The sequence below is a fragment of the Eoetvoesiella caeni genome (assembly GCF_003315175.1).
GTDB lineage: Bacteria > Pseudomonadota > Gammaproteobacteria > Burkholderiales > Burkholderiaceae_B > Eoetvoesia > Eoetvoesia caeni.
In genome coordinates this window covers 1-23,751 of record NZ_QNRQ01000005.1, presented here as the reverse complement: position 1 = coordinate 23,751, position 23,751 = coordinate 1, and the positions used below count along the sequence as shown (strand labels likewise).

Below are 23,751 nucleotides of genomic sequence, written 5' to 3'. Positions count from 1 at the left end.
CGTTTGATGGAGCTATCCCCTGGGGATAGCTCGTGCCAGAGGCCACCGTTGCCAGGACAACCGGGGACTGGTTCATTTCGGTTTGTTGACTGACTGCCTTCCGCTGCGTGCCGATCCTGACCGCTCCTTTTCCCAAGCGAGCGGACACCATGGCAACCAACGAACCTCTGCAACTCAATCTCGGCTCTTTGCGCAGCGCGATGTCGCTGACGCTTCACACCCACCACGCCTCGCGCATCTGGCATGGCCGCGCCGCCGCCGAGGGGCGACCCGGCATTGTCGGCCTGAACGGCTACATCGCCGTGATGAACAAGATGAAGCGCGGCTCGGAACAGGACGACCCGTACAGCGACTGGTGGATGTTGCGCATTGAGGAAAAGCTCGACCAGACCAAGACCACGCTGCAATCGCTGCGCGAGCAGGTGGACCAGGCACTGGCCGGCGTGCCTGCGGCGTTGAGCCTGGGCGAGAACCTCAACGTGCAGCCGGTGAAGCTCCCCTTGTTCGTGAACGCGCAGCTCGGCTTTGCCGCCGTCTATCTTCTGGCCGACTACGACGACATCGCCCGCAAGCTTATCCTCGCCCATCACACCGCACTGATCGATCGCTCGACATTGGAGCGCTGGCTCAACGAAGGTGCCCACGCGCTGCGCAGCCTGTTCAGCCTGGCCCAGCAATACCGCTACTCGGGCTGCACCCGCGACGACTTCGCGGCCAAGAACGCCGCAGCTCGGGCAGCATTGGAGAAGTTCGGCGAACTGCCGCAGGACGTGCTCGAAGGCATGCGCCGCTCGAAGTTTGCGCCGCCCATCGCACGCCGCGGGCTGCAACAGCGCGGTGATAGCGCTGCCGCAGCCGCTCCTCCCACCAACGAAGGCACTGCCGCCGATCCGGCTGAGGCCAGCACCGGCGAGGACGAACAGGCATGAGCGACCCGAACCGCGAACCGCGCTACTTCCGTGGTCTGGAACAGCCAGCCTTCATGCGGCTGGAACACGCGGCCTCTCTAAAAGGCCTTTTAAAGCCTTTTAAAGGTAAAGGGGACTTCGAGGGCTGGGCCAGCCAGTGCTTCGCCATGCGCGACGAATTGATTGCCCTGGCGCAGCGACAGGTGCTGCCACAGGCGTGCGGGCATCCCTTCCACCTGCTTCCCGTCGAGCTGGCTCAGCAGACCACTGGCGCAGGCACGACCTTTCTACGCTGGCGCAAGCACGACCGATCGGCCATGGGCGTGGTCCTGTGGCAGGAGCTGATCGCCACGACCAGCACGCCGGTCAACCTGCTGCACGACCTGCACGCGATCGAACTGCAGCGCATCACGTTGAACATGCAGATCAGCCTGCTGCACACCCTTGGCAGGCAAGCGCAGGAATGCGCCAGCAAGGCCGCGCAGGCAGACAACACCTACCTGCGCCGGCTCGCGTCCGTCCCTGCCGCAGTGCGCGATCGGTGATTGCGCCAGCCATCCGAGCACGCGCCCGAGCCCAACGAGGCACGGGTATTTCAACCACCACGGAGATTGCACCATGAGCACACAATTCATCGGCGAGGGCAACATCGGCTCGCCCCCCGAGTACCGCGAATTCCCCAACGGCAATGACGATCCTCGCCGGCTGCTCCGGCTGAACGTGTACTTCGACAACCCCGTCCCCACCAAGGGCGGCGAGTTCGAGGACCGCGGCGGCTTCTGGGCGCCGGTGGAACTCTGGCACCACGACGCCGACCGCTGGCAGCAGCTCTACCAGAAGGGCATGCGCGTGCTGGTCGTCGGCCGCATGGAGCGCGACCCCTGGACGGACAACGAAGATCAGCCGCGCGAGACCTGGCAGATCAACGCGCGCAGCGTCGGCATCCTGCCGTACCGCATCGAGTCCGTGGCCCTCAGTCCGAAGCCGCAGGAGGCAGAACCGAAGCCACAGGCTGCCCAGGAATCGACCGCGCCGAAGGAGGCGAAGCGCAGGAAGTGAACCGGCATGGAGGGCGGCCGCCGTAGTGCTTCGCCGCCCTCCATGCACCCCGCAAGCTATCCCCTGGGGATAGCTCCATCAACGTCCATCGACTTCCACGCGCTCCCGCAAATCGCGGCTCCTGGTCCGCACACCTGCGGCCACGCGCCATCCCCGCCCGAGCCATTCCATCGGCGTGAAAGCGGTCGCCGGCGCATGCGGCTTGTTTGCTGCTACCCCAGGTGGCGCTCGGCATCGTCGATTCCAGCAACTCCATGAACAACGGGAATCGGGATGGACGGACATGCGGCTGTTCTTGTGCGAGAAGCCCTCCCAGGGCAAAGACATTGGCCGGATTCTCGGTGCCACGCAGCGCGGTGAAGGCTGCCTCAACGGTTCCGGCGTCACCGTCACCTGGTGCATCGGCCATCTCGTCGAAGCGGCAGCCCCCGAGGTCTATGACGCGGCGCTCAAGCGCTGGTCGCTGGAGCAGTTGCCCATCATTCCTCAGCACTGGCGGGTCGAGGTCAAACCGAAAACCGCCACGCAGTTCAAAGTCGTCAAGGCGCTTCTGGCTAAGGCGACCCAGCTTGTCATCGCCACAGATGCCGACCGCGAGGGCGAGTTGATCGCCCGCGAGATCATCGACCTGTGCGGCTACCGCGGTCCCATCGAACGGCTGTGGTTGTCGGCGCTGAACGATGCGTCCATCCGCGCGGCACTCGGCAAGCTCCGGCCATCGGCCGAGACGCTGCCGATGTACTACTCGGCGCTGGCGCGCTCTCGGGCGGATTGGCTCGTCGGCATGAACCTCAGCCGCTTGTTCACGGTGCTGGGACAGCAGGCCGGCTACGACGGCGTGCTGTCGGTAGGCCGCGTCCAGACCCCCACGCTCAAACTGGTCGTGGACCGCGACCGCGAGATCACCGCCTTCGTGTCCGTGCCGTACTGGGCCATCGACGTGTCCCTGTCCGCCGGTGGCCAGACTTTCGCCGCGCAGTGGGTTCCCCCGAAAGCATGCACCGACGACGCCGGCCGCTGCCTGCAGCAGCCCATCGCGCAGCACGCCGCGCAGCAGATCCGCGCCGCGGACAGCGCCCAGGTGGTGGCGGTCGAAACCGAGCGCGTGCGGGAAGGCCCGCCGCTGCCGTTCGACCTGGGGACCTTGCAGGAGGTGTGTTCCTGGCAGCTTGGGCTCGATGTGCAGGAGACCTTAGACATTGCTCAGGCCCTATACGAGACGCACAAGGCCACGACGTACCCGCGCTCCGATTCGGGCTACCTGCCCGAAAGCATGTTCGCCGAGGTGCCAACGGTCCTCGACAGCCTGGTCAAGACCGATCCCTTGCTGCGACCGATCATGGACCAGCTCGACCGCACTCAACGCTCACGCGCCTGGAACGACGCGAAGGTGTCTGCTCACCACGGCATCATCCCGACGCTCGAACCGGCGAACCTCTCGACCATGAGTGAGAAGGAACTGGCAGTGTATCGGCTGATCCGGGCGCATTACCTGGCGCAATTCCTTCCTCACCACGAGTTCGACCGCAATGTGGCGAACCTCTCCTGCGGCCAGCAGACGCTGGCGGCCACCGGCAAGCAGGTCGTCGTCAAGGGGTGGCGCCTGGTGCTGGCCGAACCGCAATCCGAGGAGGATGGCGACCCTGCGGCGCGCAGCCAGGTACTGCCCGCGCTGCGCGAGGGCTTGGCATGTCAGGTGGCCGACGTCGATCTGAAGGCGCTCAAGAGGCTGCCCCCTCGGCCCTATACGCAGGGCGAGTTGGTCAAGTCCATGAAGGGCGTCGCCAAACTGGTCTCGGAGCCGCGCCTGAAACAGAAGCTCAAGGATACGGTCGGCATCGGCACCGAAGCGACGCGGGCCAACATCATCAGTGGCCTGCTGACGCGGGGCTACCTCGTGAAGAAGGGCCGCGCCATCCGTGCCTCAGATGCGGCCTTCACCCTGATCGACGCGGTGCCCACAGCGATTGCCGACCCAGGGACAACCGCCGTCTGGGAACAGGCGCTGGACATGATCGAAGCTGGACAGCTCACGCTGGACGTATTCATCGGCAAGCAGGCTGCATGGATCTCACAGTTGATCGCGCAGTACGGCAGCACGTCCCTGTCCATCAAGGTTCCCCACGGACCACCTTGCCCACAGTGCGGCGCACCGACGCGCCAGCGCACCGGCAAGAGCGGCCCATTCTGGTCGTGCAGTCGCTACCCCGACTGCAAAGGCACGCTGCCGGTCGAATCCGGCACGTCCAAGCGTGGTGCCTCGCGCCCGCGCCGCAGCGGCCGCAAAGGCTCCTGACCGACCCCGTTCCCCGTGAGCCGTGCCCGCAATCGGCGGCGCGGCCTGTGTTCCGCACGCCCTGCGGGACGCCCAGCGCGCAACGCCTTCTTGTCCGTGTGCGCGTCCCGCTTGGTCATCCCCGGCCGCGGGACCTGAAGGTAGCTTCTCCGCGAACCGCCTCCTGCGCTTTCTGCTGATCTGCATTTCTCCCGCCTCTGCGAAGGGTCCCCCGGTGGCTTGCCAAGCTGCGCGAGCCACCCGGAGACCCTTCGTGGTCAGCGGTATTCGGTGCCGGTGCCCGCCGGCGCAAAAACGGGCTCCCTTTGTGCGCGGATGTGCGCCAGACGATGCCGGCGCGAACCACGACATGCGCCGGGTGTGATTGCTGATGAGCAGACGGTTCTAGCGACGACCGGGCCTGCACCAGCCCACGGGTGGTTCTGTCCTCCCGAGCCGAAGGCCGCAGGGCCTTCGGCGCCTTTCTCCTGCCTATCAACGTCCCGGCCCGCCCCGGGCCACACGAACAGGAGACCCGACATGAACCCGCAACCTTGCACCCTTCGCGGTGCACCCCAGGCCGCGCCACTGCTGTACGGCAGCGTGTGCAGCGGCATCGAGGCCGTGAGCCTCGCATGGCAACCCCTCGGCCTCAAAGCCGCGTGGTTCGCCGAGATCGAGCCGTTCCCGAGCGCCGTGCTCGCCCACCGTTACCCCCATGTGCCCAACCTGGGCGACGTGACCGCGATCGCCCGTCAGGTGCGCGCCGGCACCGTGCCGGCGCCCGACATCCTGGTCGGCGGCACGCCGTGCCAGTCGTTCAGCGTTGCCGGCGCGCGACAGGGGCTGAACGACCCGCGCGGCGCCTTGACCCTTGCCTATGTGGAGCTTGCAAATGCCATCGACCAAACCCGCCACCAAGACCGCCGCCCGCCGGCAACGCTCGTCTGGGAAAACGTCCCCGGCGTCCTCAACGACCGCAGCAATGCCTTCGGGCATTTCCTGGGCGCACTGGCCGGAGAAAGCCGTGCGCTCCAGCCGCCAGGGGAAAAATGGGCGCACGCTGGTTGTGTGTCTGGACCCCGCCGCCGCATCGCCTGGCGCGTGCTCGACGCTCAATATTTCGGTGTCGCCCAACGCCGCAAGCGCGTGTTTCTTGTGGCATGTGGTGGTGATGACCTCGATCCCTCCGAAGTACTTTTTGAGCGCACAGGCCTGCGCGGGGATTCTTCTGCGGGCCGCGCGCCGTGGCAAGAAGCTGCCCGCGCTGCTGGACCGGGTGCTGCAGCAGCAGGCGGATACGCAGGATTCGCTGGACTGAGCCAGCCCTACGGCAAGGTCACGACGACGTTCGGATTCAGCGGCGGCATTGGCCCCGTCGATGTTGCGGCATGCCTGATGGCCGCGGGTCCCAAGCACGACATCCGCACCGAGACGTTCATGGTGCAGTCCATCGCCGGCAGCATCGCCCACACCCTCGACACCGCCAACAACGGCAAGGGCAGCAGCGAGGACGGTACGGGAAAGGGCGTGCCGATCATCGCCTTCACCGCCCAGGGCAGCGGCGCGGACGCCACGATCGACCTGACGCCGAGGCTGCGTGCCGGCGGGCATCGCTACAGCCATGCGAACGCAGGCGTCGCGCCCGCCATCGCCTTCGTGCAGAACAACCGCGGCGAAGTGCGCTTCGAGTCGGGCCATGGACAGGTGTCTTGCACCGTCCTGTCCAACGGCAAGCCGGGCTACGGTGTGCCGATGGTGGCCTGCGTTGCCCTGCGGGGACGGACGCAGGGTCTTGCTGCCGAACTGGGCGGAAGCGTTGCGGCGGCGTTGCGTACCAGCGGCGGCGCAGACAAGCCCCATGTCCTGGCTCCCGACTTCGAGGCGCATTTCCGGTACGACTGGAATGACCCCGGCCCGGGAGACTGGTCGCAATGGCGGGTGCGGCGGCTGATGCCCATGGAGTGCGAGCGGCTGCAGGGCATGCCCGACGACTACACGCTGATCCCGTATCGCGGCAAGCCTGCCGCAGACGCTCCGCGCTACAAGGCGATTGGCAACTCCATGGCCGTCCCGTGCATGGCTTGGCTGGGCAACCGGCTGGTGCAGTGCCTGCACAAGACGGACTCGACCGCTTCGGATTGATCGACGACGCAGCCTGCCGGCCGCGCCATTCTCCCCCTGCATTGCCGATGTATCGGCAGCAGCCCGCAGCCAGGGTGTCAAGGCTGCCGTGGGTTCCGCCCACGCCACCCACCAGTTCGCTTCGGCATCTCACCGGCGAACGCTGCCCACCGGGGCATCGATGCCTCCTTTCTCCAACCCACGGGATGGTCGCCACGTCCCGTCAGGGGCATGTCGCCACCCGGTCGATTTCAGGACTTCCCATGGACACCGTCACCAAGCAAGACCGCATCACGCTGAAGAACCTCAAGGTCACCGACTTCGCCAGCGAGGAAACGCTGTGCTTCACCGCGACCATCGTGTTCGACGGCACTCCCATCGCCGAGGCCCGCAACGACGGGCATGGCGGCTCGACATTCCTCCGCGCGCTCAACGGCAAGACGACGCTGCTGGCTCAGGCCGAAGCCTTTGCCAAGGGCTTGCCGCCTGCGCCGCTCGATCTAGGCCAGGAGGGTGAAGACCCTCATTACATCGACATGACGCTCGACTTCCTGGTCGATGAACTGGCCGATGCCATGCACGCGGAGCGCAAGGTGCGAGCCGCCTTCAACCGCGACATCGGCAACAAGGTGCTGTTCATCAAGGACGGCAAACTGCTGTTCATCAAAGGCATCAAGCTCAAGGCTATCGCCGACCGCAAGGCGTACTTCGCTTCGCTGCGCACCAGGCAGGCCCAGCCCATCGTCATCCTCGCCGAGCTTCCGCCCGAGCGGGCATTCGACCTGTGGAAGCAGCATGTCCTGGGCGACAAGACTCGCTGACCCAGCTTCGCCTTATCCTCCTGACAGCCCCGCATTTGCTGCGGGGCTTTCTTTTTTCCGCGTTCGCCAATCGGGGCTGTTGCAGATGCCGATTTCCGGCTGACGCGGCTCGCCTCGCGCACGAAGCTGCCCGCATGTGTCGCTGATCCGTCAGCAGCATGCCAGCAGCCAGGGTTTCCAGGCTGCCGCGGATTCTCTCCGCGCCACCCGCCAGTCCGCCATCGCATCGAGTCTGCGGACGCGCGTCCTCGTGACGCCGATGCATTTTTTTTCAACCGCATGCGGGAGCTGCCATCCCGTGAGGGACAAGGCCCCGCTTCTCCAAGGAGACCGTCCATGTCCCAGCAAGCCTCTTTCGGCCAATTGGCCTTGATCCATTGCGGCAAGTTCCTGCCGCTCGAAGTCCTGCATAGCGCCGCCGGCCACTACATCGGCACGCGCGATACCGAAGGTCCCGTTTCGCGGGAATCCTGCCAGTACTTCCGCAGCTATGCCGCGGCTCAACGTGCCCTCGAAAGAGGCGGCTGGTCTCAGCTCGCCACACCCTGATCCAACTTGAGGAATCACGTCATGAACCAGCTTTTGCCACGGGAAGTCGTCGATCAGATCATGCGGGAAGAGCAGCACTTCGCCGCCGCGCCCCAAGCCTTCTTCGAGGCCTGGAAGCGTGGCGTCGAGATCGCAGGCCCGCAATGGTTTGGCGACGGCACGCGCGACGGCCTGAACCAGGCCAAGAGCAAGTGGGACCTGCGTCCCGACATGCTGCGTGCCAACGACGCTCTCGGCGTCCTGAGCAGCGGAGAACGCATGCTCCTGTCCGCCATGTTCAGCTTCTACAACGCGCGCGAGGGCGGTGCCATGCTCAAGCGCTGCCACTTCCAAGGACTGTCGGACTTCGACGGTCTCGATCTGCAACGCCGCAAGGTCATCGCCGACCTGCTGGTGAACTACAGCGGTTGGTGAGCCGGTCTCCGGCATACCACCGTCTTTTTGTTCACTGCCCATGAGGGACATGCGCCCACGCGACCATGTCCCTCAATTTTTCTTCCGTCAGCCTGCGCCGATTGGCCCAAAGCCATCGATCAGTGCCGCCTGACGCTTTTTCCACTTTCAACCCACCGGGGTTCAATTCCCGGTGGCGGGAATTGGCTCCATTATTCAATCTGGAGAAATCCCATGACCCAGAATCCCAATCCCTTTGTACGCGGCTACTGGAATCTGAAAATCGTCCGAACGCTGTGCATCAGCTACGGGGACGGAAGTCCGCATGTGTGGCGAAACATCCACGCGAGCCAACAGCACCTCTCCGACGGGGCGCTGGTTTCTTCCCCCTGCATCGTCACCAGCGACTTCGCGTGGATCAGGAACGGCACTGACGCCATCAGCGACGAGCTGATCGCCGAATGTGATGCTGTTGAAGGCATCAACGGCGAAGGCGTGGTGGGCGCCGTGGTCTATGCCATCCATGGCGACGACCTCGACGGCCGCCCGGTCCACATCGGTGACACCTATTCCGAGGAGGCCGCGCGCGACGTGGTGCAGCGGTTGAGTTTCGAGACCGGCTATTACAGCCGCTGCTGGGAAATCAGCAGTGCACACATCAGCCAAGAAACCGGCCAGTACCTCGCCAACCTGGCAGACCTTGCAACACCGGAGGCCTTTCTTTTCATCGCCTTCCGGGTTCCGTACAGCCCGGCGATTGGCGTCAAGCTGATCTCCACGCCCTGGACAGACAAGAACCTGGAATATGCCGAGGGCATCAGTGCGGAGCAGCTTCGACAGGAGCACCGGGACAAGGGCATGCCTGACGACCTGGCAAACATCCTTGAATTGGCCGGCCAGGCCGATGTGCGCATCCTCATCCTAGATGCCGACGCACCCGCGCTACTGGGCCTGCCACTGGCTGAGACCTAGCAGATGCACGACGCGCAAGCCTTCCCCTTCATCCCCCACATGCCAGCCCGCCTCCCACCAGGAGCCGGGCTGGTTCAATTCCATAGGAGCAATCTCATGTTCCCCGACCTCATCTTGCCCACGCCCGACTTCGAGAATCAGCTTGGAGCCTGCGTCGACGCCATGAGCCAGGACGACGCCATCGGCCAGATCCTGGTATTCGAACGCATGAGCGGTACGCTGCACATGCGCCATATCGACAGCGCCGATCTGGTGGACACCGACATTGACGACTACGAAATGGTCGTATTCGACGGTGGCAACACAAGCGGTGACACGTGGAAGCACGTGTTCTTCCCGCGTCAGCGCGAACACTACTTCGTGTACGAAGCCTGACCCCAAGCCCCTTTCGAGGGGCTTTTTCTTGCCCACGGCACAGGAAAGCGGGTGCGACGGGGTGCTGTTTCCTGCGGGCGAGCCGCTCACTCCCGGGCCATTCTTGCCCCATGTTCGTCGGCGTTGCCGACACATGCCCAGGCAGCCGAGACCTTCAAGGCTGCAAGCACGGGAAACCGTGCTGGTCGATGCTTTCCACGGACGTGCCGCGTCCACACCCACAAGGGACCTCTCCCTTGCGGGCGGGGAATCCCTTGTTTCTTCCTCAAGGAGATTTCCCATGGACCGTTCCCTCATCAAATCCATGATGCCTTCGCTTGTTGCAGGCCACGTGCCCCGCAACGTGCGGTCGTTCAAGTACCGCGTGTTCGACGATCAGCCGCAGTCTTCGACATTGGGCTTCGTCATCGACCCCCAGCCCTTCGACGGGAAGGTAGTCGCAATCACTGACGACGCCATCGTCGTCAAGCTCAAGCCGAGCGAGTTCGCTGTGCTCGATTCCAAGCTGGTGACCACCGTCCCCGACGAAGGCGCCAAGGTGCATGTCCTACCCTACGCACGGCGCCGTTTCGATGGGCTGCGGGCGGACACGCCGGAAGAGCGCACCGAGATGACGTCCGACGGCATTCCCTACACCGTCAAGACGCACATCCTCGGCTCCGCGCCGGCCAAGCTGCCCATCCCCGAGCCGCAGTGCATGGAACTGGGCCAGCTCATCCAGCAGTTGGAGGAAATGCCAGCGCCCGATGGCTTCCGGCGTATCACCCACATGCTGGTCGATGCCGGTGCCCGGGATTTCACCTGGGTCGATCCGACACCGTCCAAGATCATCGAGACGCCTCCGGCGATCAGCTTCACGGTCTTGACCGCGAAGTTCGAGGGCCGGGTGACGGTGCTGTACGACCGAGGTGGCGACACCTACATGGTGGAGCTGCACCGCGACGGCGAATTGGTCGATCGGCATGACGAGGTGTATTTCGACATGCTCGGCGAAGTGTTGGAGCGACTTATCGACGACGGACGTTGGCGCCTGATCGATGTGAGCGTGATCGACGCCAAGGCTGCCCGGCAGCGCCAGGCGGTGCCGGCATGACGCCGGGGACTGAATCCTGGCGGTTCTTCGGCTGACCCGTGGCTCCCGCCACGGCGTTTCAGCCCATTGGTCATGTGCCCACAGGCTCTCCATCCAGGCGGGTGGAGGGCCTTTTCTCTATCCACACAGGAGATTTCAACCATGTCACTGCGATTCAAAGGCTCCGACCTGCGCCCCGTGCTGACCGAGGCCATCGCCAGCCAGTGCCCCGTCATCCTGGTCAAGGACCAGGGCGTGTACTTCCTCGCCGAGCAGGGAGAACGCCGCCCGGATGGGCGAGTGAAGCTGCTGGCCTATGCCGTCGGCTGCAACCCGGATACCGATCCGTTCGACGACTGGTGGGAGCTGGCGCGCGCCGAACTGGGCGGCGACGACTTCGCGGAGTACTTCGACCCGAAGGACGGCGTATTCACGCGCATCCTGCACACCGAAGACGACCTGATGCTGTCGGCCACCGCCACACATCTGTCGCTGGAGGTGGTGCCTCCCGCATAGCGCGGCAACCGCCACTCGACTCTCGCAGCCCCCGCGCCGGGGGCTTTCTTTTTGCGTTGAGCCGGGCTGCGTGGACAAAGGGGAACACCCGGATGCCAATTGATTGCTGCCGCGCGCGCGAGGGCCGGCCATGCTGACCCCATGCCTGCTGACGTTGTCAGCGACATGCCAGGCAACCATCGGTCTTTGAGGTTGCGGCGCAGTTTCCACTGCGTGACCAAGCCAGCTCGCACCGCATCCATCCGCGAGCGGCCACCAGTCCCTGGTGGTGGATGCTTTCGCCTTATCAACCCATCGCGGGGTTACGCACCTTTCCCCGCATGCGTGGGCTCGGTGTGTCTCCGCTTTTCCCAATGGAGATTCACCATGAACACCACTTCGAACGAGAAATCGTATTTCGACCTCCACACCTCGGGCATCGGCTACATCCAGCGTGTCCGTGAAGTGCCCGTCAGGGGCGGCCGCCGTGCGCAGCCCTTCCTGGCATGCACCATTGCCGCGCTGGTCGGCCCCGCCAGGGACCCCAGCTACCGCTACTTCGACGTCAAGGTCTCGGGTGCCGAGGCCAAGAAGCTCGTTCAGCGCTATATCGGCGTTGACGATCCCAAGCAGCGCCCGCTGGTGCGCTTTCGCCTCGGCGACCTTTGGGGCGATGCGTACATCCGTGACAAGGGCGAGAACCAAGGCAAGGCCGCCGCGTCTCTCAAGGCGCGACTGCTCAAGGCCGAGCTGATCGAGCGGGCCGAACTGGCTTCGATCGAGCAGCACGAGCTGATCACCCGTGGCATCGGCTACCTCAACCGTCCGAAGGACATCACCCCCAAGGATGGTGACCCGTTCCTGTCGTGCTCCATCGCCGCGCTCGCCGGACCTGTCGATGAACCGGAATATCGGTACTTCGACACGATCGTCGCCACCCCTGAAGCCGAGCATCTGGTTCGCCGATGCGTGCAGGCCATCGAAGGGGATCGCAAGGTACTGATCGCCTTCCGTCTCAACGACATGAAGATCGATCCGTACATCCGCACCAAGGGCGAGCACGCTGGGGAACCGGCCGCAAGCCTGGAATCGACGCTGGTCCACATCGGTCTGATCAAGATCGATGGCACCCAGGTCTATCCGACGAGCCAGGCACAAGCCGAGGCAGCGCCGGTGGAGGACGCACCCGCGACCGAAGCCGTCATCGACACTGCCGCCGACGCCGTTTCCGACCAATCTGCCGAGCCCGCTGAGCGCGAGTCCGAAGTTGAAGTCGAGGAGCAGGAGCCGGCATTGGCTGCTTCGTTCTGATCCGGCATGGCCCCTCACGGGGCCTTGCCTTTTTCCTATTCGTCAAGGAGAACCATCATGGCAGCCACATCGGCACCTACGAGATCAGTCCTACCCATCGTCGTTCCGGGCCAGCTCACGTTGCGGACCATCCGCGGCAAGAACGGCCCGTTCACGGTTGGTCGTCTTTCCACCCCCATCGGCGAGTTCGCGGTTAAAGACGCGGAGTTGGAGCAGTACCCCGAAGGCAAGTACGACGGGGATTTCGTCATTCGCTACATCTTCGCGAAGTCCTACCCGGTCGCGGGCGGCGCGCGGTTTGAAGTCCGCGCCAACCTCGATGGTATGACGCTCAACGGCATCGACAAACTGAGTCGTGATGAGGCCCGCAGCTTCGCCACCCAGGAAGTCGATCCACTCGATGAAGAGGTGGGGACGCAACCTGCGGAAACGCCGGCCAAGCCCGCCAAGGCCTCCAGACCCGCCAAGCCCGCACCCGTGCAGGCCTCGGCGGACCCGCTGGTCGATACCACGCCCTTCGGTGTGGACGCACCGACGCTCGCTGCGGCGGCTGCTCCCGACGGCACCGAAGGGGGCGACAGCGCTTTGTTCGGCCTGCTCTGGCCACTGGGCGAGTCCGTCAAGCTGGATTCGACCATCGACCGCCGGGCCCTGCGCGCGCAGATCGCCCGCCTGGGTGAACTGGGCTACGCGCTTAACTTCAAGACGCAGGAGTGGAGCCGCCAGGCCGAACTGCAACCTGCGTGATCGCAGACACCGCATGCACGGTGTTCTTCATCCACCCGCCGGGGTTCTTTCCCTATGCGGAGAGGCCCCGGCTTTCTTCTGGAGGTCTCCATCATGTCCACCATCGCTTGCGATACACCCCGTTCTGCACTGGATGAACCCGCGTGGCGGGCTCTCTGCGAGACGGCAGCCGCACAAGCCACCAAGGGTTGCGGACTGTCTCACGACTACTACGTAGAGCGCTTCAGCTCGGCGATCGACGCGCAAGTTGGTCGATTGCCCGAAGAACATCGCGCACAGGCGCTGCAGATCGCACAGGAATGGGACTACGCCACACCGGCCGAAAGGCAGGAAACCCAGGACTGGAACGCCGAAAACGGCTATTGCTCGCACGGAATCGAACTGGGTTATTGCCCGGCCGGTTGCGATTCGGACTATTGAGGTCCGGCACACGTCATCGCCGCTTGCGCGGCTTTTCTCCACCGCTTGGGGCAGCACCTACCTCAGGGGCGGTGCTGTTTCCGATTCACCGAGGACATCACCATGAGTCGGCACTACTTCGACACCATTCACAAGGGCTTTCCCATCACTGTCGTACTGGGCTGGGACCGGCCGGCAAATTACTTCTTCCTATTTATCGAGAAGCCGGCCGAGCTGATCGACGATACCGCGAAGGTCGAGAGCGACGACTTCTTGTACAGCAACCTGCACGAGAGCGACCCGTTCAACCACGACCTGGACTACTACCGAGTGGTCCTGCGCCATTTCCAGATCGACGTGCCCGAAAGCATGTTCACCGAAGTCCAACAGGACTGCGAGGGCAACGTTGGCAACCGGGTCGTCAAGCATCAGGCCGACGGCTCGTTCACCGAACAGACGTTCTGAACGCCCAAGCGGATCGAACACCTGATCCGCATTCCTTCATCCCTAACGGGGCATTCGCTGCCCCTGCGGGCGGTGCTGCCCCTCATTTCATCGAGGACACCACCATGCACGCACACACTTCATCCACCACGCTGTTCCACATCGACGAATGCCCGGACCTGATGGCCGACGCCTGCGTCGGCGACGACCAGGGCAGCCTGATCTTCCTGTCCATCTGGGCGCGCGACACCGCCGTCCAGCAGTTCCTCGCCCGCCTGACCCTCGGGCGCGACGAGCAGGGACTGGACCAGTTCCACATCCTCACCGACCAGGGCGGCAGCGTCCCGGTGTTCATCGGCAACGTCGATCATCTGGAGAAGCGCATCACGCGGGCCTACCGGCGCACGCTGTTCGGCTCCCTCTCCAACGTGTGGCTGTTCGACCGGCGCTGCGTCAAGCCCGACAAGGCCAACGCCAGCGCACTGGCATTGCTGCCACGCGACAGCGCCCACCGGCTTGACCGCCTGTGGACGCTGGTGCGCGACACCTGCCCGTTGCCGCTACTCGACCACTGGCGCGAAACCGTGCTGGAGCTGCTGCAGACCCGCGAGATGCTGGCCCGCCTTCCGTTCGCCCTTGGGCCGTTGGAAGGCCATCGGCTCGCCATCGACGTGCCGGCGCTGACCCTGGCGCTGGGCTCTCTGATCCGCAGTGACGCACTCACCGCCTATCCCTATCCGGCCAAGATTTGGACGCCGAAAGCGGTAGCGGCTTGATCCACCCGCGGAGGCACGCCTTGGCGTGCTTCCGCCATTCCTTCCCGCCAACCAGGAGACTTCCATGGCCCGCATGTTCCCGCGGCTCGCCCGCAATTTCGCCAAGAACGGTTACTACCCGACCGACGAACCCACGCTCGAAAGAGCCCTCAACGCACTGATGCCCAGCGACGGGACGATGTGCATCCTCGATCCCTGCGCCGGCGAAGGCGTGGCTGTCGCCGAAGCCGCCCATGCCCTCGGGCGCGAGCAGACCAAGGCGTTCGCCGTCGAGTTCGACGCGGAGCGGGCACGCCATGCCCGCGGCCTCGTCGATCATTGCCTGCACGCGGACCTGATGGACACAATGGTCTCCAAGCAGTCGTTCGGACTGCTCTGGCTCAACCCGCCGTATGGCGACCTATCCAAGGATGTCAATGGCAACATCGGCTATCAAGGCCAGGGCCGTGCCCGCCTCGAAAAGCTGTTCTACCAACGCACCCTGTCGCTGCTGCAGTACGGCGGCGTGCTGGTCTTCATCGTCCCCGGCTACGTGCTCGACGCGGAGCTGGTCGGCTGGCTGACACGCCACTACACCGATTTGCGGATCTACCGAGCGGTGGAGACGCAGTTCAAGCAGGTGGTGATCTTCGGCCGCAGGGCACGCCAGCGCGAGCAGGCCCTCGATGGCGTCAAGGCCATGCGCAATCTGCTGCTGCAGGTGGGGCTTGGCGAAGTCGAAGCCGAGGAACTGCCGAGCGATTGGCCGTTCCTGCCGTACATCGTCCCCGCCACTCCGGCCGAGCCGGAGCATTTCTTTCGCGTGACGATGGAGCCCGAGCAGTTCGCCGACGAAGTTGGCCGGTTGCAAGGCCTCTGGCCGTCGCTGGACACGCACCTGGGGGCCGCGCAGCAGTCGCTGCGTCCACCGGCGCGTGCTCTTTCCCACTGGCATCTTGCCCTGGCGTTGGCCGCGGGTGCGATCTCCGGCGTGGTGCGCTCCAAGACCGGGCGTGTGCTTGTCGTCAAGGGGGACACCCACAAGGACAAGACGCTCCAGCGGGAATTCACCGAACGCGACGATGGCTCCATCGCCGAGACCCGCATCTTCACCGACAAGTTCGTTCCCGTCATCCGCGCGTGGGACATGACGCCTGGCTCCCCAACTCGGGGCGAGGTGTTGACCATTCGCTGACCTCTTTCCACCGCCGACGGTTCGGCGTTTCTTCTCCCACCACGGGGCATGCCATTGCCCCTGTGGGGGTGGTGCATGCCCCATTTTTCTTCGGAGCATCACTATGTCCCTCGATCTTGAATCTACTGCCGCAGAAGCCACTCCCGTGCAGGGTGAACTGCTCGACGCGGCACCTTCTCCTCTGACCCTGAGCCTTCAGGATTTCGTCGGTGAGTTCGGCGACGAATTGCTGGACTCTCTCAATCGGGCTAACCCGCCGGTCTATACCGGCCAGCCACAGGCGCACCGCCAGCTCATCGTCGCCAGCCTCAAACGCAAGCTGTTTGAGGCCCAGGCCGAAGTCGTCTATGCCGCCGCCGAGCTGCTGGTCGATCGTGGCGAACGCGCCGCGATCGTTAATGGCGAGATGGGGTGCGGCAAGACGACCGTCGGCATCGCCACGGCCGCCGTCCTCAACGCCGAAGGCTACCGCCGCACCCTGGTGCTTTCGCCGCCACACCTGGTTTACAAGTGGCGACGCGAGATCCAGGAGACGGTGACGGGCGCCAAGGTCTGGGTCCTCAATGGTCCGGATACCCTCGTCAAACTTATCAGGCTGCGCGAGCAGTTGGGTGTGCAGCCCACGGGCCAGGAGTTCTATGTCCTGGGGCGCGTCAGGATGCGGATGGGGTTCCATTGGAAGCCTGTCTTCACCCGGCGGCGCACCCGCCACGGAGACGTGGCGGCCTGCCCGGACTGCGGCACTGTCATCACCGACCTTGACGGCGAGCCGGTCAACCCGATCGCACTCGAAGCCGAGGAGTACCGCAGGAAGTGCAGCCATTGCGCCGCGCCCTTGTGGACGCTGATCCGTCCGAGAAGCCTGTCCGGCAGTGACCAGTCCTCGGCTGTCCTCAAAGCCTTGAAGCGCATCCCGACCATCGGGGAAGTCACCGCGCAGAGGCTGATGCAGAAGTTCGGTGATGGCTTCCTGGCCTCGATGCTGGGCGACAACATCCATGAGTTCATCAACCTCATGGATGGCAGCGGCGAGCTGGTGTTTTCCGACCGTCAGGCCACGCGCATGGAACGTGCGATGGCCAACATGGAGTTCGGCTTCGGCGAGGGCGGCTACCAGCCGTCCGAGTTCATCAAGCGCTACCTACCGCAAGGCACGTTCGACCTGCTCATCGCCGACGAGGCACACGAGTACAAGAACGGCGGAAGCGCCCAGGGCCAGGCCATGGGCGTGTTGGCGGCGAAGGCTCGCAAGACCTTGCTGCTGACCGGCACGCTGATGGGCGGCTACGGCGACGACCTGTTCTACCTGCTGTTCCGAGCCCTACCCGGGCGAATGATCGAAGACGGCTACCGCCCGACCACGAGCGGCAGCATGACCTCGGCCTCGATGGCGTTCATGCGCGATCACGGTGTCCTCAAGGACATCTATTCCGAGAGCACTGGCACGGCGCACAAGACCGCGAAAGGCACGAAAGTCAGTGTCAGAACGGTCAAGGCTCCGGGCTTCGGCCCCAAGGGCGTGTTGCGTTGCATCCTGCCGTTCACGATCTTTCTCAAGCTCAAGGACATCGGCGGCAACGTCCTGCCGCCGTATGACGAGGAGTTCCGTGAAGTCGCGATGGACACGGCGCAAGCCGCGGCCTACCGCGATCTGGCGGGTCGGCTCACCGCGGAGCTGAAACAGGCTCTGGCGCGACGCGATACGACCTTGCTGGGCGTGGTCCTCAACGTGCTGCTGGCCTGGCCGGATTGCTGCTTCCGGTCGGAGACCGTGGTGCATCCGCGCACGCGCAACACCTTGGCGTTCGTCCCGGCTCAGTTCTCTGAGTTCGAGCTGACGCCGAAAGAGCGCGAGCTGATCGACGTCTGCAAAGAGGAGAAGGCGCAGGGCCGCAAGGTTCTGGCCTATACGGTCTATACCGGCACGCGCGACACCACGTCGCGCCTGAAGGTGCTGCTGGAGCAGGAAGGCTTCAAAGTGGCGGTACTGCGCGCAAGCGTGGATGCCAGCCGCCGCGAGGACTGGATCGCCGAGCAGTTGGACCGTGGCATCGACGTGCTCATCACCAACCCCGAACTCGTCAAGACGGGATTGGACCTGTTGGAGTTTCCGACGATCGTGTTCATGCAGTCGGGCTACAACGTGTACTCGCTCCAACAGGCGGCACGCCGCTCCTGGCGCATCGGGCAGAAACAGCCTGTGCGCGTGATCTACCTCGGCTACGCCGGCTCCTCGCAGATGACCTGCCTTGAGTTGATGGCCAAGAAGATCATGGTCTCGCAGTCCACCTCGGGCGATGTGCCCGAATCCGGGCTCGATGTCCTGAACCAGGATGGTGATTCCGTCGAGGTTGCACTGGCCCGGCAACTGGTAACCGCCTGATCCTCTGTCTGCCGGCATCCCTTTTGGGGTGCCGGCGGTTTTTCTAGGAAATTGCTGCTCGGAGGATTTGATCGCCGCCCCCGTTTCCAACGCCGGGAAGGCTAAACTGATCGGACAATATCGAAATCTAAGGAGGCACTATGGCTATGGTGATCGAAGCCGCATATGCAGACGGCACTGGTGTAGCCAATGCACTGCGTATGTCTCAGGTGCAGTGGCACGAGTTGCAACGGAATTACCGCGTTGGTGATCTGCAGATGCCTTGCTGCAGCGCTCCAGCGGTCCCCAAGGTCAGTGCTAATGGCTACCCATTCTTCGCACATCTAGGAGGTGCGTGCACTACTTCCGAAGAAAGCCAATGGCATCTGGCGGCCAAGATACTTGTGCGCAGCGTGCTCGAAGACTTGGGTTGCCGCGCTTCGGTTGAAATGCCGGGTTCGGGTGACGCAGGCCGCTGGCAGGCTGACGTTTGGGGTGAGCGCAATGGTGTTAGGTTGGCCGTCGAGATCCAAAGGTCGTATCAGTCGCTCCGCGACTACCGTAAACGCCAAGGGCGGTACAGCGACGAGGGCGTCAAGTCGCTTTGGTTGTTGGGGCAGGAGCGATACAGCACTCTCGCAAAGAGCATGGGCAAGGAGCGCTTGCGCACCGAATTTGGGGGTAAGTTCCCGCCAGGCGGACACTTCGGCCCGTGCCTTCCTGATCTACCCGTCGCGATGCTTGAGCTAGAGCCAGTGCCCACGATCAAAGGTGCCGGATTCTTTACTGCGACCCTTCCAGACCTGCTTGAGGCAGTGCTAAGCAATCGCTTTCTCTGCATTGACGGTCTTTGGTGTATTAATAACCTGGACTCGATGAGTAGCGCCGCCAAACGCTCACACGAGCTCGCCGCAGCCAAGCGCGTGGCGGCAAACACGTAGTTCGGCTGTGGTGCTCCTTGTCATGTGCCGAAGAAACGCCCGGGCTCCTCAGTTCCTATGGCCAGTACTCAAATGCCGGTGGCACGCATTCGAGCCTCTAGCTCATCTAAGAATGGCGAGCGCCCAAGGCGCATCGGGCCATAGCGCCCCTCAACGAACCCCGAATACAACATGTGGACCTCGTCACGCGCACGTGTGAGACCCACGTAGAACAGCCGGCGGCTTTCTCGCAACTTCTCTGGACTCTCGTTGCGCCACGGTAGATTTCCGAGGTCGAGACCGACCATGATGACCACATCGTACTCGCACCCTTTTGCGGAGTGGAGTGTCAGCAGATTTAGATGATCAGGCGAACCGTCCCTACCGCCCAAACTCGTCATGTCCAGCGTAGCCAGTGCGCCGCCTTCGGCGAGCGCTGCCGTCATGCGATCGAGTTGTTCCTTCTGATCGGCAAGCGCCAATTCAGCAGCCAACAGACGGTCAACGATGCCGCTACGCAGCGAAGCGACAAAATCACGCGCAGGTTGCTGGTCGGAGCGTAACGCCCATAGCAAAGCGGTTAGCTCTTGTCCCTCGCGCCTAGCTTGTGCATCGTCCAAGCTCGCTCGATGAAATGCGAGATAGCGGTCGATCAGTCCGCGCAATTGTGGGCGTCCGACACGCCAGCCGCCCGCGCACCACGCCGCACAATCTTCCACCCAGCTCGTCAGGGAAACCTTGCGGTAAGGCGCCGCAGTGTCCACGCGGATGTAATCTAAACCGCCGGCGGTCACAGCTTCGGAGACGATATCGCCTGCGCGGTAGTCTTTGTACAAGATTGCGATATCACCCAGTGTTCGTCCCGGCTTAGAAGCCAATGCTGCCGGAATAATTTGCGCGACAACGTGCGCGGCTTGATCGGCCATACCACCTGGCCGCAGGACGAATTCAATGGTCGCTTGTCGAGCTGGATCGCTCGCTTGATAGCCCCGGACTTCTCCGAGCGCCATCTCCGACGCCGTCACGATCCCTGTGCCAGAGCGATAATTCAGTTGGAGCCTAACAGGCTCGATGTCTCCGCGTGCGGCCAGCTCCATGAGCAACGCGCCGTCAGCGCCCGTGAATCCATAGATCGACTGATCCGCATCACCGACCGCGAAAAGTCGGACACCCCCGTCGAAGGCAAGGCGTTTGACGATGCGATGCAGTGCCACGCCTAAATCCTGGTACTCATCCACCGCGAGCACGGGGAATTTTGCCTGAACCAGAGGTAGTACCCAGTCGTGCTCGGCGATCAAACGCTGGCCGAAGACGACCATGTCATCGTAGTCAATCAGCCCCTCGTCGCGCAGAGCGGCCTCGTAGGCCTCGGCCCACGCAGCGAGCTCCTCCTCGCTACGCCAAGCGACGCTATTTCGATTGAGCACGGAACGGCGATGCCGCCCGAGGTCAATGACCTTGTACGGATGGTTCTGCCCGAAAATTGCGTCTCCAGTTTGCTTCAACAACCGATCACTGACTCGTTGAGTGGCCACCGAAAGCGGGAAGGATATGGGCAGGCCGGCCAAGCGTCCATACGGCATCAAGAGATGACGCAGACAGAACCCATGGACTGTACCAATGAAAAGATTAGGTGCCTGCTGAAGTCCCAAGCTTTCAATTCGGCGAACGAGTTCGCGAGCGCACTCCTGACTGTACGTGATGCACGCAACGCCACGAGGGGACTCGACGTCTTCGGCCAGGATTCGGGCGAGCTTTAGGACGAGCGTCTTGGTCTTACCGCTCCCGGGACCGGCGAGTACCACACAATGTCCTTGAGAGTTGTAAGCTGCCAACTGCCCTGGATTTCCAGCCAACTCGGCAGCCTGAGCCAGGTAGGCTGTACCGACGTTACGCGACGGCATCGCGGATATGCTCCAGCGCAGAGCGAATGTAGGCCGGGCAAACGCCCTCAGACACCGACGGCGCAAGTGCCTGTGCAAATCTCCCCTTGCCAATCCGTTCAATCAACTTCAGCAGCCGGTCTTCATCGACCTGATCCGGATCAGCCACCCACTCTTGTAATGCGTCCCGGGTGACTTGCCTCAGCGGCAACTCCTGCTCGATTACCGCCTTCATCGCCTCGGCCATTCCGGCAGCGAATAGGTCGGATTCCAGCGTGCTCTCGTTGACGAAGTATCCAAACTCCGCGGCGTACTTGAGCACATCATCTATATCCAGGTCATCGTAGCCATATTCTTCATCGACCTCGTTCAAGAGATTAATTAATCGCCTGTGGGCCAGTGGAGGTTTGCCATTGACCGGGTCGCGATCTGTCAAAATTACATGTGGAATATTTAGCCCTTTAGGGCCCAAAAGCTTCACATAAGGAGTGAAGTTCGTCCCCCCGACCGAGCACACAGTGATTCCAAGTATGTCGAAAGGAATCCCGAGGGCCTCGGCGAACGCGGGGATGATGAAGCGCTCAGCGTCCCCTTCAACCAGAATCACTCCCCGGGAAAAGAATATTTCTCCGCGAGTGACGTCGATGTAGCGCTGGAGGTCGTCTTCATCCCTCTGTGTGAAAGGTGCGTTTGCGGTTGAAACCGCGATGGTTTTTCCGTCCGCTGCGTTATGGCGCAGGAGAACGATGGACCTAATCGGTGCAACGCTTGCGATATGCGGTGAGTGAGTAGTGAGAATTGTCGTCAGCGGAGGGGCTTCGTCCTCATCTTCAGCTCTTGTGCCGAGGAAGTAGCGATAGACAAGACGCTGGACATGCGGATGCAGGTGCGCTTCGGGCTCCTCGACGACGAAGAATGTGTGGTCGCGCTCCCCCTCGGAGACGAAGCGGTCGAGTTCGAGGCTCTTCAAGGCCAGGAAGATCAGATTTGCCGTTCCTAGGCTGGCATCGCCGACACCGCGAACACCGTTGTCGATGAGCAGCCGAAGGCTACGCAGCAACGCATCGACTCGCGTAGGTGCAAGTCCGAGCGATACCGGGACGGCATGCTGCCCACCGGCGATGGCGATCAACCGTTCGCTGATTCGTTCCGCTGTCGCGACCACTTCCTCATGACCGGCCAGCTCTCGCTGTGCTTCATCGACCTGATTCTGGATCTCCTCGCGGGCGTCATCATCCAGGGATGCTGCGAGATCCTCAATGAGCGGTCTCAATGGCGAATTACGCCAGCTCGCAAGGTCCTTTTCAGCGTCGCGCAGCGCTACCTGAACATCTATTGGCAACATTCGGCGAAGTGCGCCACCAATGAGCATATCGGGATCGTTACCACCGAAGATTATGTACTCATAGTCTTTCAACGATTCTGGGGCGCGCCCCAGTCCCGCTTTAGGCTGGAAGCGATAGGTGAGTCGGGCCACCATAGGAGGGCCAGGATTAATCACGCAGTCGTTGAGGTGGGCCATCAACCGGGGATCGTTTGTGAAGTCCGTTAGATCCACAGAGACCTCAATGGTCGCACCAACCTTGTCTTCGCCAAGTCCGTCCCAGAAATACTCAAGCCCCAGTTGTCGATCGCGTTCAGACAAACCTGGATCAAGGATCAACTGCAGGCCGCGAATGAAATTGCTCTTGCCAACCTTGTTCTCTCCAACGATGACGATGCTTTCCCCCGTCTCGACATCAACATCCGAGAAATTGGCGAAATTGATCAACCTGACCCGAGAAACCCTCATTTACGTCCCCATCCATTGGTGTTTTAACAAATAGTAGCAGTCATGCGGCCGGCCTCCATCCGCCGACCACGACCGAGCTTTTCCGTTACAGCCCCCCTCGAGGCCGATTTTGTTCGACTAGACCGCTGCCGGTAAATCGGACGCAGCGTGGTCCGCATTGTTTGCTGCTGCTCCCGGCCTAAGCGGCGATGGTGAGGGCTCGATGTTTCAGGACGCCGAGCTTATGTGCCCAACTCCACCTTGGTTTCACCATCCCGAACGCCGCCTGCTGGCGGGAGTCCTCGGCCTGCTCTGGTCGGTGCTGGCTGGCGGTTGCGCGACGACGACTGCGCCACCCGCGCCTGATGTCATCGAGGAAGTCTCGGCCGCACCCGAACCCGAGACGCCCGAGTACATCCCCGTTGTGCGTTACGGTCGCTACACGCTAGTCGAGCTAGCACCCCCGGCTGCACAGCGGGACCTGCTGTTGCAGACCATCGACGTGTCCATGCCCGAAGATGCCCGCGCCACCGTCGGCGATGGGCTGCGGCATGTGCTCAAGCGCAGTGGTTACGGCCTGTGCCAGACGGCGCACGCGGTGACCGAGCTGTATGCCCTGCCGCTGCCGGCGGCGCACCTGCACCTCGGCCCCATGACCTTACGCGATGCGCTGCTCACACTGGCTGGCCCGGCTTGGGAACTGCACGCGGATGATCGCGCACGACAGATTTGCTTCGAACGGCCCGCCGACAGCGCGGCTATCGAACCTGCATCCGAGCCATCCGCCGCCGACGCGGTGCAGACGTTCCCGGTGGAGCCTTCGGTTTCGGGAAGCCAGCCATGAGCGCCCCACAACCCGCCCAGCGTTCAACCGCCGCCGTGGTGGTGCAGAGCCTGATGTGGCTCTGGCTGCTTGGCCTC

At 63.1% G+C, this 23,751-nt stretch carries 23 protein-coding genes; 21 read left to right on the top strand and 2 right to left on the bottom strand.

Annotated elements, in window-relative coordinates:
- The first annotated feature begins 149 nt into the window (after positions 1–149).
- From DFR37_RS10610 to DFR37_RS10515, 20 genes are all read left to right on the top strand, one after another.
- The gene (locus tag DFR37_RS10610; protein ID WP_113933225.1) at positions 150–929 is read left to right on the top strand and encodes a PFL_4669 family integrating conjugative element protein; all 780 of its coding nucleotides are present in this window, start codon (positions 150–152) and stop codon (positions 927–929) included.
- Positions 926–1,453 (top strand): DUF3158 family protein, encoded by a 528-nt coding sequence (locus tag DFR37_RS10605; protein WP_113933224.1) that lies wholly within the window; start codon positions 926–928, stop codon positions 1,451–1,453. Before DFR37_RS10610 ends, DFR37_RS10605 begins: the two co-directional genes overlap by 4 nt.
- A 73-nt stretch (positions 1,454–1,526) precedes the next feature.
- The gene (locus tag DFR37_RS10600; protein WP_113933223.1) at positions 1,527–1,967 is read left to right on the top strand and encodes a single-stranded DNA-binding protein; all 441 of its coding nucleotides are present in this window, start codon (positions 1,527–1,529) and stop codon (positions 1,965–1,967) included.
- Between the two features lie 283 nt (positions 1,968–2,250).
- Positions 2,251–4,263: a DNA topoisomerase III gene (locus DFR37_RS10595; RefSeq protein WP_113933222.1), complete on the top strand. Its 2,013-nt coding sequence runs from the start codon at positions 2,251–2,253 to the stop codon at positions 4,261–4,263.
- A gap of 519 nt (positions 4,264–4,782) precedes the next feature.
- The gene (locus DFR37_RS10590; protein ID WP_113933221.1) at positions 4,783–6,387 is read left to right on the top strand and encodes a DNA cytosine methyltransferase; all 1,605 of its coding nucleotides are present in this window, start codon (positions 4,783–4,785) and stop codon (positions 6,385–6,387) included.
- Between the two features lie 242 nt (positions 6,388–6,629).
- Complete coding sequence (locus DFR37_RS10585) at positions 6,630–7,187, top strand: hypothetical protein (protein WP_113933220.1); 558 nt, start codon at positions 6,630–6,632, stop codon at positions 7,185–7,187.
- 336 nt (positions 7,188–7,523) lie between these two features.
- On the top strand, positions 7,524–7,736 hold the full coding sequence (locus DFR37_RS10580) for a hypothetical protein (protein ID WP_073664035.1): 213 nt from the start codon (positions 7,524–7,526) through the stop codon (positions 7,734–7,736).
- Between the two features lie 21 nt (positions 7,737–7,757).
- Positions 7,758–8,150 carry a hypothetical protein gene (locus tag DFR37_RS10575; RefSeq protein WP_099814803.1) on the top strand — a complete coding sequence of 131 codons (393 nt, stop codon included), beginning with the start codon at positions 7,758–7,760 and terminating at the stop codon, positions 8,148–8,150.
- A gap of 213 nt (positions 8,151–8,363) precedes the next feature.
- Positions 8,364–9,101, top strand: a complete 738-nt coding sequence (locus DFR37_RS10570; protein WP_099814802.1) for a DUF5983 family protein — start codon at positions 8,364–8,366, stop codon at positions 9,099–9,101.
- 96 nt (positions 9,102–9,197) lie between these two features.
- Positions 9,198–9,476 carry a uridylate kinase gene (locus tag DFR37_RS10565; protein WP_099814801.1) on the top strand — a complete coding sequence of 93 codons (279 nt, stop codon included), beginning with the start codon at positions 9,198–9,200 and terminating at the stop codon, positions 9,474–9,476.
- A 280-nt stretch (positions 9,477–9,756) separates the two neighbouring features.
- Positions 9,757–10,569 (top strand): GTPase, encoded by an 813-nt coding sequence (locus DFR37_RS10560; RefSeq protein ID WP_099814800.1) that lies wholly within the window; start codon positions 9,757–9,759, stop codon positions 10,567–10,569.
- 141 nt (positions 10,570–10,710) lie between these two features.
- Complete coding sequence (locus DFR37_RS10555; RefSeq protein ID WP_099814799.1) at positions 10,711–11,064, top strand: DUF3085 domain-containing protein; 354 nt, start codon at positions 10,711–10,713, stop codon at positions 11,062–11,064.
- 366 nt (positions 11,065–11,430) lie between these two features.
- Positions 11,431–12,354, top strand: a complete 924-nt coding sequence (locus DFR37_RS10550) for a DUF3577 domain-containing protein (RefSeq protein ID WP_099814798.1) — start codon at positions 11,431–11,433, stop codon at positions 12,352–12,354.
- A 57-nt stretch (positions 12,355–12,411) separates the two neighbouring features.
- Positions 12,412–13,101, top strand: a complete 690-nt coding sequence (locus DFR37_RS10545; protein ID WP_099814797.1) for a DUF3275 family protein — start codon at positions 12,412–12,414, stop codon at positions 13,099–13,101.
- A 93-nt stretch (positions 13,102–13,194) separates the two neighbouring features.
- On the top strand, positions 13,195–13,521 hold the full coding sequence (locus DFR37_RS10540) for a hypothetical protein (protein WP_099814796.1): 327 nt from the start codon (positions 13,195–13,197) through the stop codon (positions 13,519–13,521).
- 102 nt (positions 13,522–13,623) lie between these two features.
- Positions 13,624–13,965 (top strand): hypothetical protein, encoded by a 342-nt coding sequence (locus tag DFR37_RS10535; RefSeq protein ID WP_099814795.1) that lies wholly within the window; start codon positions 13,624–13,626, stop codon positions 13,963–13,965.
- A gap of 104 nt (positions 13,966–14,069) precedes the next feature.
- On the top strand, positions 14,070–14,720 hold the full coding sequence (locus DFR37_RS10530; protein ID WP_012112318.1) for a hypothetical protein: 651 nt from the start codon (positions 14,070–14,072) through the stop codon (positions 14,718–14,720).
- 25 nt (positions 14,721–14,745) lie between these two features.
- Positions 14,746–15,894 (top strand): DUF6094 domain-containing protein, encoded by a 1,149-nt coding sequence (locus DFR37_RS10525; protein WP_227335317.1) that lies wholly within the window; start codon positions 14,746–14,748, stop codon positions 15,892–15,894.
- A 103-nt stretch (positions 15,895–15,997) separates the two neighbouring features.
- On the top strand, positions 15,998–18,277 hold the full coding sequence (locus DFR37_RS10520; protein ID WP_012112320.1) for a helicase-related protein: 2,280 nt from the start codon (positions 15,998–16,000) through the stop codon (positions 18,275–18,277).
- Between the two features lie 140 nt (positions 18,278–18,417).
- Positions 18,418–19,197: a competence protein CoiA gene (locus DFR37_RS10515; protein WP_012112321.1), complete on the top strand. Its 780-nt coding sequence runs from the start codon at positions 18,418–18,420 to the stop codon at positions 19,195–19,197.
- A 68-nt stretch (positions 19,198–19,265) separates the two neighbouring features.
- Here the strand turns inward: DFR37_RS10515 and DFR37_RS10510 are convergent, their stop codons facing one another.
- Entirely contained in the window at positions 19,266–21,080 is a 1,815-nt protein-coding gene (locus tag DFR37_RS10510; protein WP_012112322.1) for an ATP-dependent helicase, read from the bottom strand.
- A complete protein-coding gene (locus tag DFR37_RS10505; protein WP_012112323.1) occupies positions 21,067–22,851 on the bottom strand; it encodes an ATP-dependent nuclease in 1,785 nt (594 codons plus the stop codon). Before DFR37_RS10505 ends, DFR37_RS10510 begins: the two co-directional genes overlap by 14 nt.
- A gap of 223 nt (positions 22,852–23,074) precedes the next feature.
- Between DFR37_RS10505 and pilL2 the strand changes: the two genes are divergently transcribed.
- On the top strand, positions 23,075–23,674 hold the full coding sequence (pilL2, locus tag DFR37_RS10500) for a PFGI-1 class ICE element type IV pilus protein PilL2 (protein ID WP_113933468.1): 600 nt from the start codon (positions 23,075–23,077) through the stop codon (positions 23,672–23,674).
- The last annotated feature ends 77 nt before the right edge of the window (positions 23,675–23,751 follow it).